This is a genomic window from Nitrosomonas sp. Nm58, from assembly GCF_900107335.1.
In the GTDB taxonomy this organism is placed as follows: Bacteria; Pseudomonadota; Gammaproteobacteria; order Burkholderiales; family Nitrosomonadaceae; genus Nitrosomonas.
The window spans coordinates 19,713-29,196 of sequence record NZ_FNPQ01000034.1 but is presented as its reverse complement, the minus strand read 5'-3'; the positions used below and the strand labels follow the sequence as shown (position 1 = coordinate 29,196).

The following is a 9,484-nucleotide window of genomic DNA, read 5'->3' as shown; positions in this document are numbered from 1 at the left end:
TCTTCGCCGTCGCGGTATTCCACTTTACCGCACATCTCGCCGCATCGTGTTTCTTTCAAACGCATTGCGGCCGAAGGCCGATTACTACGCTCATTACCACACACAATTCTTTACTTGAAACATCAATTCCGATGTGATTCATGGCTATTTCCCTTAATATCATTTTTGTTATCATGCTTTCTGGTTCCCTGACCCTGGCACTTCATCTATCTTCCTTGCAAATTCAGGTTCAGAAGCAAAGCTTACAGACCTTGGATACTCCTCGATATGGATGACGAGGGCGGGGAGCCTATCTTCTTACAAGCTCAAGGCTTAAGGTCGGACCGGCTTCCCCAGAAATCAGCGCAAGTTTAAAACAATTTAGTCGTTGGTTTTAATATACAAGGTAGGATCCAGTTTCGCTCATTCGCGCTAAAAACCGAGGCTGTAGAAGTTGTTGTGATTTTTAACGATTTTTCCCACCAGCAGCTCACTGTTGGTGGGGTTTGAATTCGCTGTGGCAAGTACGAGGGCGTGTACTGCTTGTGCGCATCGCAATCCAATTCATTGGTCCATCCGTTGGTTGCTGTCGCATCGACATAAAGATTTTTACTGAATCTTGCTACCGGGCAGCAGCCTAGCGCATGCTGCCGGCAGGTTGTCATTGAGCAAATTTGATCGTATTGCACCGGCTTGATATTGCAGCATGCCGCGGCATGGATCAGCCGAAGCAGCGCCAGTGATGGGTGCATTGACACCTGCAAAGTATCAATGTCAGGACTGACTCTGCTGTATGCTACGTTGTTATTTGCTTGAATAAGTAGTAAATTAATCCAGTCTGGCTCTCCTCTATAAGTATTCTGGAGAAGTAAATGGTTGCATTACATTTATTCAAAAAGGAGGTAAGTTGATTGATAACAATATATTTTGATAACCTGGAAAATCCGGCGTCAAAATTCACAAGAAGACAGAAGAATAAGAATCATGTGTTGAGTAGCGTAACATCAACATATTTACCAGTGGTGGTTGCTGGAAAAGCAGCGGTTCAATTAATACCTTTGTCTTCAATAACACTTTTAGAAATATTCTTATTAACGATCTTTGCCAATTGGGTGGAAATCCGATCGAATCTATGCAGTTGTAGCAGCGAGAATTTTTTCCGATGATCCTGACTCAATGACGCTGGAAGCGATACGATAATCACAATCGCTTGCCTATAAGATAGTTATCCCGGTAGAGCTTACTAGCTGGCTGTAGCTCAGAAGACTTTATTTTTTATCGGCCTCCTAATTTCATACAAGAAAATATTGAGATTAGATCCAAATAGACAGATATTCGGCCAACCTGGTAGCTGTCAAATCTAAATTAATACATTTTTAAAAAAATCAGAAAATCTTGTCATCACGAGATGCGAGGTATTAATTATTACTGAAAGGTTCTTTTATGATTCCGATATCAAACAAGGATGAGATTCGTTCTCATACTGCCCTACGAGGCTTGGCAGCTTTGATAGTCGTCCTCGTCCACTTTCGATCCTTTTTCCATCCATCAATTCATCCAGATGAAGTGACATTTTTTCTTGCAAAGGGCTATCTCTGGGTAGATTTTTTCTTTATCCTCAGCGGGTTTGTGCTGTCATACGTTTACGGCATCGAGCATCCTGAGCGCCGCACCTTTCGTGACGTTACTCACTATTTGATTGCTCGTTTTGCCCGAATATATCCATTGCACCTGATGTCGCTCATGGCTGTATTTTTATTCTTTATCATTGTTGCGTTGATTAGCTGGAGCCGGAATGAAACATTCTGTTGCGTGTTTGATGGTTCCTTGCGAAGCGCCGAATCCCTGCTAGCCAATCTATTTCTTATTCATGCCTGGGGTATGTTTGACTGGGTAACGTGGAACTTTCCGTCATGGTCTCTCAGTGCAGAACTTTTTTGCTATCTGATCTTTGCTACTCTTCTTACCATGGATGGCAGCACCCGAAAACTAGCCTTGATTGCGTTGTCATGTACCATGTTGCTTTATTATGGTTTTTGTCTTGTTACCAGTGGCGATTTAGACGAGAACTTTCGTTTGTCTGTTGTACGTGCCGCATCGGCTTTTTCAATTGGCATCATGTTGTTTCTGGGTCGTCAAACGATTTCTGCTCTCTCGGAGAAATGTTTGACGTATATTCAGATCACAGCAAGTATTGCACTTTTGCTGGCGCTACACTTTGGTGTAGCCGATGTTATCTCCATAAGTTTAATGGCATTGATAGTCTTGGTTACATGGGAGGATCGTGGTTCTTTATGCAATTGGCTCGCAACGCGCTATATTCACGCTATTGGACTATTTTCGTACTCTATTTACATGTGGCACTATCTCATCAAATTCATTGCGCAGAAGGATTGGGAATACTATACGGGATTACCATTACAAAGCAGCATACCGGGATCGGTGATATTCGTTGCTTGTTTAACATGCTCGGTTATTCCGATTTCAGTTTGGAGTTATCGATCTCTGGAAATGCCTGCTCGCAGGTGGGTTAGCATCCAATTGAATGGCTTACTTGAAACCAAGTATGCGCCCAGATATACATGATATCTGCACTTGTAAACTCAAAAACTGAAGGAATTCTTCCGTGCCTGGCTATACTGTCTGAATCCTGATCAGACCATATTGCTGGATCGTCAAGGGTCCTGGCGATCCTAATCAAATAGCGTGTTTAAACACGAAACTCGCCAGCCTATAGCAAAGCTCTTATCCCGATTATTTCGATACGCCAACGCTTGCTGCTGCTCAAAGAATAATCGCCATTTCAACTCATTATTCTTAGAGCTTGTTCACAATCTTTTAAGCAGGAGAACCGGAAGGCCAGATGTATAAACTGCAAACTGGTGTTGAGTTTTCGCTCGCAGTTTTTCCATAGTCACCGGTATTTTTCTAGCCAGGTAAGAGAGCGTTCGAGAACCTAGCGTTGCGACATGACAGTGAAAGTGTGAAGTTCGCTCCGCTTGGCAATTTGCACCTTGGCTCCGAATAGCTCCTCTACCGCCTTGGCGAAAGGTTGGCCTTGGTATCTCACCCTCGGTCAGAATGCATTGCACTTGCCGCAATTCTGCTGCACAGCGTCCGAGCGCAAGAAGAGCGTCCTTACGATCCGTTACCTCAGCGGTTGTGACGGCAATCTCTGGCACATTTGATTTATGGAATTATTAAATCAGGACAATCATTTGACGCAAACCTCAATCATTCAATACTTGCAATTCAAGGCGGTATCTGACATCAGCTTTGCCTGTACTTATATGTCATGGTCTTAATTTTGGTTTTCCAGTCAAGCAGTCAACCTGCAGTTTCTAGGAGCATACTTTCAGTACGGATATTTTTGATAAAAAGGGTGTTTATTTATCCTATTTCTTCCTATACACCGTTTATTTTTCCTATACACTGAAAATAAAATTGATTTTCAGTAAAGTCATTTTCGATGAAAAAGAGTGTTTATTTTTTCCTATACCCTGGAGGGAGGCAGACAAGATGGAACAACCTGAGTTTGATGCCGCCGAGTTCTGTGTACAGCGAAAACGCGAGTTGCTCGAGTTAGTGACGGGAAACTCTCCGCAAGCGCTGCAGTCCACACAGACCTTTGGCTTGGATTGTGCGCTCGATTTGGCCGACACAGTGGTGGCTATGTGAAAGTGATGCTGGACTGCAACTTTGACAATGGCGAGCACCTGTATTGCGAAGGGCAACTTGTCAGCTCCTCGGTGCTCGGCATCTGGAGAGGACGTGGTGAATTGAATGTGCCGCCATCAAACCTCATCGGCACCGATTCCGATCTGCAGCTGATCATCAGAGTCTTTGCACTCGAATTTACGCTATGGAGTCGGCCATCGACCTGCCAAGGAGCGGCCGGTAGTGGTGGATTTAGCACCTCGGTGTTTCATAATGATGGAATCGAGCCTAGCGCGCCGACTGGCATGCTCGAGCCAGCGTCTCAACCACAAATGTCACCGCGCGCCCTAGGAGAGTGCCTCGTTGCTGCCTAGCTAGGGCTCATCGTCCAAGCTGCACGTTCACCTTGACGTCCGTTACCGCTATTGCTGCGAACCGGTTTTTTTTATGAACTCGCGGATGTTTTCTAGGGCCAAGTCGAGGAGGGCGTTATGCTGATGACCTGCACCTGAGCGTTACGCAAGACCTGATCGATCATCAATGTGTTTGAAAGTCAGTCCGCCTCCAGCACATCCATCCCTTATGAGAAAGGGCTATTTTTATCTTATACCCAAAATGCTTAGCAGTACAATTGTCGGGGAATGCACGGGAACGGATCCGCGCGCAAGAGCGGAGATCAGCGCTCCTGACACTGACCAGCTTGGCCAACTGAGTAGCGGGATTGCTTGGTTCACGGGCATTGCTGCAGGATTACTGATTCCATTGCTGGTGTTGGGCTTCGGCTATGTGACGCAGCATCTGCTCGCGACGAATGAAGCGGCAATGCTCTCCGCGGTAGCCAAACTGCAAGGGCCGTTGCATTTCCCACGCAGAGGCGGCCGAGGTACTCTGGAACAGCTGTTGCACACTATCTCGATCGGCAGTGGGAGCGAAGTCACCTTGAATGCAGAGAATAGCAGCGGCGCGCTGGACCTTATCCGGAAGCGCGTTGAGGTGCGTAAGGCGGATGGGACCAGGGCCACGCTGACCGTATCGCGGTCCCTACAACCCATCTTCATGGCCGCGGCACTCGGGCTGATTCCCGGTGCGCTGATAGGATTTCTGGTGTTTCGCGTGACCCAAGCATATCCGCGCAAGATGCTGGGGATCGCCATGAATGAGCTGGAGCGGCGCACCGAAGCGGAGCATCGACTGCGTACGGCCAACTCACTGTTTTCGGCGATATTGGAATCGACAGCCGAAGGAATCGTAGCAATCGATGGTCAAGGGCGGATCGTGGCGTGCAATACTCGCTATCTCGAGCTCTGGAAGCTGTCTGAGCGTGAGCGAGTGCAGGACGACGACTGCTTGCTTTTCGCTTCGCTCGCGGCAAAAGTCCGTGATCCGAAGGCTTTCCTTGAACGCAACCAGCAGTTGCTGGGCGCGCCGACTTCTGAGCTGACCGAGTGCCTAGAACTCCACGATGGCCGATCCTTCGAATGGACATCGCGTCCCCAGCGCATTCAGGGAGAGGTAGTGGGACGAATCTCCACCTTCCGGGATGTGAGCGAGAGCAAGCGGGCGGAAGTGCTGCTGTCTACAGAAAAAGCTGTCCTCGAAAAGGTGGTGCGAGGAGCGCCGCTGGAAGACGCGCTGTTTGTGGTGGCAGACGCCATTGAGCGCGAATCGGGCGACATGTTCTGCGCTATTTTCTTCTGTGAGGATGGGCGCACGACTAATCTGAATGTTGTCACTGGTCGCAGTCTGCCGTCCTGGTACCGAGACCAGCTGCTGGCGCTTCATCCGCGCATCGGACAACATAAAGATGATTCGTATTGCATCAATGTCGAGACACCTGGCCGCTGGTTTGAGTCCCGAGCCTACCTTCGGCTCATGGAGCAGTTGGCGGTCAGCCAGACCAATCTGGAGACAATCCGAGGCTCCACGGGGGATACGATCGGTCTCGTGCTTGCGCACTATCGTATCAACTCGGACCATGGTTTCGAGCGAGATGGTCAACTCCTGCATATCGCAAGCCAGATGTGCGCTATCGCAATCGACCGCTATCGCTCAACCCGTGAGCTCGACCTGCTTGCCCATTACGACTTCCTGACCGGACTGCCAAACCGCAAGCGCTTCCATGACCACTTGAGAAGAGCCATAGAGCGGGCGCAGGGAACCAATCGCCCGCTTGGGCTGCTCTTTCTCGATCTTGATCGGTTCAAAGCAGTCAACGATTCGCTGGGTCATGCTGCGGGCGATGCGTTACTCAAGGTAGCTGCCTCACGTATCCGTGAGTGCGTGCGTGCGCACGATGTCGTAGCGCGCTTGAGCGGGGATGAGTTCGTCGTATTGATCGAAGACCTCCAGCGCACAGAAATTGCTGCTGGGCTAGCGCGCAAGATCGCAGCGCGGATGACAGAAGGGGTGAGTTTGAATGGCCACGAGACGTTCATCAGCGCAAGCGTCGGCATTGCCCTGTACCCCAAAGATGGCAACACGCTGGAAGACCTGTTGAAGAACGCCGATGCGGCGATGTACGAGGTCAAGGGGCAGGGACGCAACGGCGTGCAGTTCTTCCACTCGCGCATGAACGAAGGTGGCCTCGAGCGCCTCCAGCTGGAAGGGCAGCTGCGGCGCGTGCTGGAGCGCAACGAGATGGCCATACACTACCAACCCAAAGTGCTGGCTTCCACTTCGGCGATTGTCGGCGCGGAGGCTTTGTTGCGCTGGCATCATCCCGAGCAAGGGTTGATGCTACCCTCGAAGTTTGTGCCGCTGCTAGAGGAAACCGGGCTGATAGTCGACTTTTGGGACTGGATCATCCGTCAGGTATGTGAGGACATGCTGCGCTTGGATCAGGTCAGTAGCCGGCGAATCGATATTGCGGTGAACGTTTCGGCACGGCAGTTCGGGAAACGCCGCTTGCGGGAAGGACTGATGCGAGCAGTCGACGCCACCGGGGTCGATCCGGGTCGGCTGGAGCTGGAGCTCACGGAGAGTCTTCTGATGAAGGAGCCGCAACAGGCCTCGCAGATCCTTTACGAACTGCGGGAACTCGGCGTCGGTGGGATCGCGATCGACGACTTTGGCACCGGATACTCTTCCCTCGCGTACCTCAAGCGCTTTCCGATCACGGGTCTCAAGATCGATCGTTCGTTTGTATCCGGCATTGCGCAAAGCAGTCAGGACGGAGCTATTGTACAGGCGATCCTCGCGCTAGCGAGAAGCCTGGATCTGCGGGTTACCGCGGAGGGCGTGGAGACGCTCGAGCAGGCGACGTCGCTGACTGTTCAGGGATGCCATGAGCTGCAGGGTTATTATTTCGGCAAGCCGGTTTCTCTGGAGAGCTTTGTCGAGGCTCTGAACGGTGTTAGCGCGCGATCTCGCCTGCCGGTCGATAGGGAGTGAGGCTGGCAATGCAGCGCGAGAAGGATCCGACCTTGTAGCAGCGTTCGAGTAATCTGTTGACGTTGAACCGGGCTCACGAGGCACCTTGAATCGTCGCACGGTAACGCAAGCTGACAGTCCTGCACGAAACGATTTAGCTTTTCAGTATCCTGCATCGAGTAATTCCAGATCTATGAAGGTTTCGTGCCCGTCTTCTGGAGTGCGTATGTCATAAAAAGCGATATCAAGGATCGCCTTATCAGGCGTGATCAGCCGAAAGTGGTGGTCAATATGAGTATCCTTTGTTCACAACGAGTTATTTTGCTGTGCGCCTTCTTGATTAAAAGGAGATAATTCTTTTTTTTGCCAGAAAAGCGGGAAGGTAAACCATGACGCAACTGACCCAGAACGACATCGAATCGATCGAAAATAAATTACGCGAACACCAACAGGTATTGCTCGAAGAAGTCCGCAATGAACTCGACGAACGCGAGAATCAGCACTTGGCCGCTATCATGGGTAATGACCCAGGAGATAGCTGTGATATATCGCTGGCTGATGTGCTGGCTGATCTGAACATTGTGCGGGTAGACCGCCAAATCAACGAGCTGCGCGAGATCGAAGCCAAATTGGCGCAAACCAGGGAAAGCAACCTGAATGAATGTATCGATTGCGGCAGAGAAATCGGTTTGCAACGCCTGCTGGCTTACCCGACGGCCATGCGGTGTGTGAGCTGCCAGGAAAGGCATGAGCAGATGTATGCGCATGAGGGGCGCCCAAGTCTCTGATGCTGTGAATAAGTGGCTACGGCGGCATGACAGAAGACAGCACACAAAACCAACTGATTGAAGCGCTACTTGATCCTGGGCGTTATCCCCATCCGGTCAAGCGCATTCAGCATGTGGAAACGCATATTTCCCATGTGCTGCTCACAGGCGATTTCGTCTACAAGCTGAAGAAACCGCTGAATCTCGGCTTTCTCGACTTCAGCACGCTGGACAAGCGCCGCTTCTCCTGTGAGGAAGAGCTGCGGCTTAACCGCAGGCTCGCACCGGCTGTTTACCTTGCAGTTGTCACCTTTAACGGAGAAGCGTCGGCGCCCCGTATCAACGGTCCGGGTCCGGTACTGGATTATGCCGTCAAAATGAGCCAGTTCGATCCAGCATCAACCCTGGACCGGCTCGATGATCTGGCCCCCTTATCGGTGCAGCAGGTCGATGCGATCGCCGCTGCCCTGGCAGACTTCCACGCGCAGATCCCAACTGCATCAGCAGATTCACCATGGGGCGGGGCAGCAACCCTCTGGCAGCCGGTTGCCCAAAACTTCGAACAAATCGCGCTGCAGGCTGGCGAGCATTCCGAAGCACTTAACTGGCTGGAGATTATTCGGCAATGGAGCGTTGCCGAGCACAGCAGGCTATTGCCCGATTTTAACCAGCGCCGGACACAAGGCTATGTGCGGGAATGCCATGGCGATCTGCACCTCGGCAACATGGCCTGGCAAGCGGGGGAATTACTGATTTTTGATTGCATCGAATTCAATCCGGCGTTGCGCTGGATCGATGTCATGTCAGAAGTCGCATTCTGCTACATGGATTTGCGGTATCGTGACCATCGTGATCTCGCCTCGCGCTTTCTCAACCGCTACCTGGAGCGCACCGGCGATTATGCAGGCATGAGGCTCATGCGCTACTACACGGTTTACCGCGCCATGGTACGCGCCAAAGTCGCGTTTATCCGCGCAAGCCAGCCGGATTTATCTCCAGAACAGACGCAACACGAGAGGCAACAGGGGCTGGCTTATCTTCGCTTGGCTGGCAGACTCACTCGTCCGGAAAAACCCATTTTAGTGATCACCCATGGTTTATCAGGTTCGGGCAAGACCCTGTTCAGTCAGCAGCTGATCATGCAATTTGAAATGATCAGCCTGCGCTCCGACATTGAACGCAAACGCCTGGCGGGTCTGGATGCGCTGGCCAAAAGCGGTTCATCAGTTGAAGGCGGTATTTACCGCCAGGAGTTTTCCCGGCGCACCTATGACTATCTGGTAGAACTTGCCGAGACGCTGCTGAACTCAGGTTGGCACGTACTGGTAGATGCTACCTTCATCGCGCGCTGGCAACGTGAGTTATTCCAGCAGCTTGCTGCGCGTTGCGCAGCGGTATTTTACCTCCTGGATTTTGCCGTGCCGGAAGCATTGCTCAGACAGCGCGTTCAAGCTCGCAGCAAGGCGGGTAGAGATGCTTCCGAGGCGGATATTTCTGTGCTGGAGCTGCAGTTGAAAACCCAGGAACCGCTGACGGCTGATGAAGCGCGCTGGGTGGTAGAGGCGACCACTGTTGCATCCGTGGCAGCACGACTAGAGGCCGCTGTCAATGATCCGGCTGGGTCAAATAGGTAACTTGCTGGCAGGGCAGCGCTCAGTTGAGTATCAGCTAGATTCGTTTATAGAACCCGGAACAGATCAATAACCAAGAGG

7 protein-coding genes and 1 pseudogene are annotated in these 9,484 nt (G+C 51.1%); 6 read left to right on the top strand and 2 right to left on the bottom strand.

The window, feature by feature from the left end:
• Positions 1–350: 350 nt before the first annotated feature.
• Positions 351–731, bottom strand: a complete 381-nt coding sequence (locus BLW34_RS11545; protein ID WP_090579707.1) for a hypothetical protein — start codon at positions 729–731, stop codon at positions 351–353.
• Positions 732–1,422: 691 nt separating this feature from the next.
• Here BLW34_RS11545 and BLW34_RS11540 point away from each other — a divergent pair.
• Positions 1,423–2,565, top strand: coding sequence for an acyltransferase family protein (locus tag BLW34_RS11540; RefSeq protein WP_090579706.1), 1,143 nt, complete (start codon positions 1,423–1,425; stop codon positions 2,563–2,565).
• Between the two features lie 242 nt (positions 2,566–2,807).
• Here BLW34_RS11540 and BLW34_RS17035 read toward each other — a convergent pair.
• Positions 2,808–3,152: pseudogene (locus BLW34_RS17035) on the bottom strand (IS5/IS1182 family transposase); the annotation flags it as partial.
• A 346-nt stretch (positions 3,153–3,498) separates the two neighbouring features.
• On the opposite strand from BLW34_RS17035, the gene BLW34_RS16160 reads away from it, so the two are divergent.
• From BLW34_RS16160 to BLW34_RS11520, 5 genes are all read left to right on the top strand, one after another.
• The gene (locus BLW34_RS16160; protein WP_177166020.1) at positions 3,499–3,657 is read left to right on the top strand and encodes a hypothetical protein; all 159 of its coding nucleotides are present in this window, start codon (positions 3,499–3,501) and stop codon (positions 3,655–3,657) included.
• 71 nt (positions 3,658–3,728) lie between these two features.
• Positions 3,729–4,010 carry a hypothetical protein gene (locus BLW34_RS11535; protein ID WP_143037918.1) on the top strand — a complete coding sequence of 94 codons (282 nt, stop codon included), beginning with the start codon at positions 3,729–3,731 and terminating at the stop codon, positions 4,008–4,010.
• Between the two features lie 208 nt (positions 4,011–4,218).
• On the top strand, positions 4,219–7,026 hold the full coding sequence (locus tag BLW34_RS11530) for a sensor domain-containing protein (RefSeq protein ID WP_177166019.1): 2,808 nt from the start codon (positions 4,219–4,221) through the stop codon (positions 7,024–7,026).
• Positions 7,027–7,394: 368 nt separating this feature from the next.
• Positions 7,395–7,793 carry a TraR/DksA family transcriptional regulator gene (locus BLW34_RS11525; RefSeq protein ID WP_090579703.1) on the top strand — a complete coding sequence of 133 codons (399 nt, stop codon included), beginning with the start codon at positions 7,395–7,397 and terminating at the stop codon, positions 7,791–7,793.
• Between the two features lie 26 nt (positions 7,794–7,819).
• Entirely contained in the window at positions 7,820–9,406 is a 1,587-nt protein-coding gene (locus BLW34_RS11520; protein ID WP_090579701.1) for a bifunctional aminoglycoside phosphotransferase/ATP-binding protein, read from the top strand.
• The last annotated feature ends 78 nt before the right edge of the window (positions 9,407–9,484 follow it).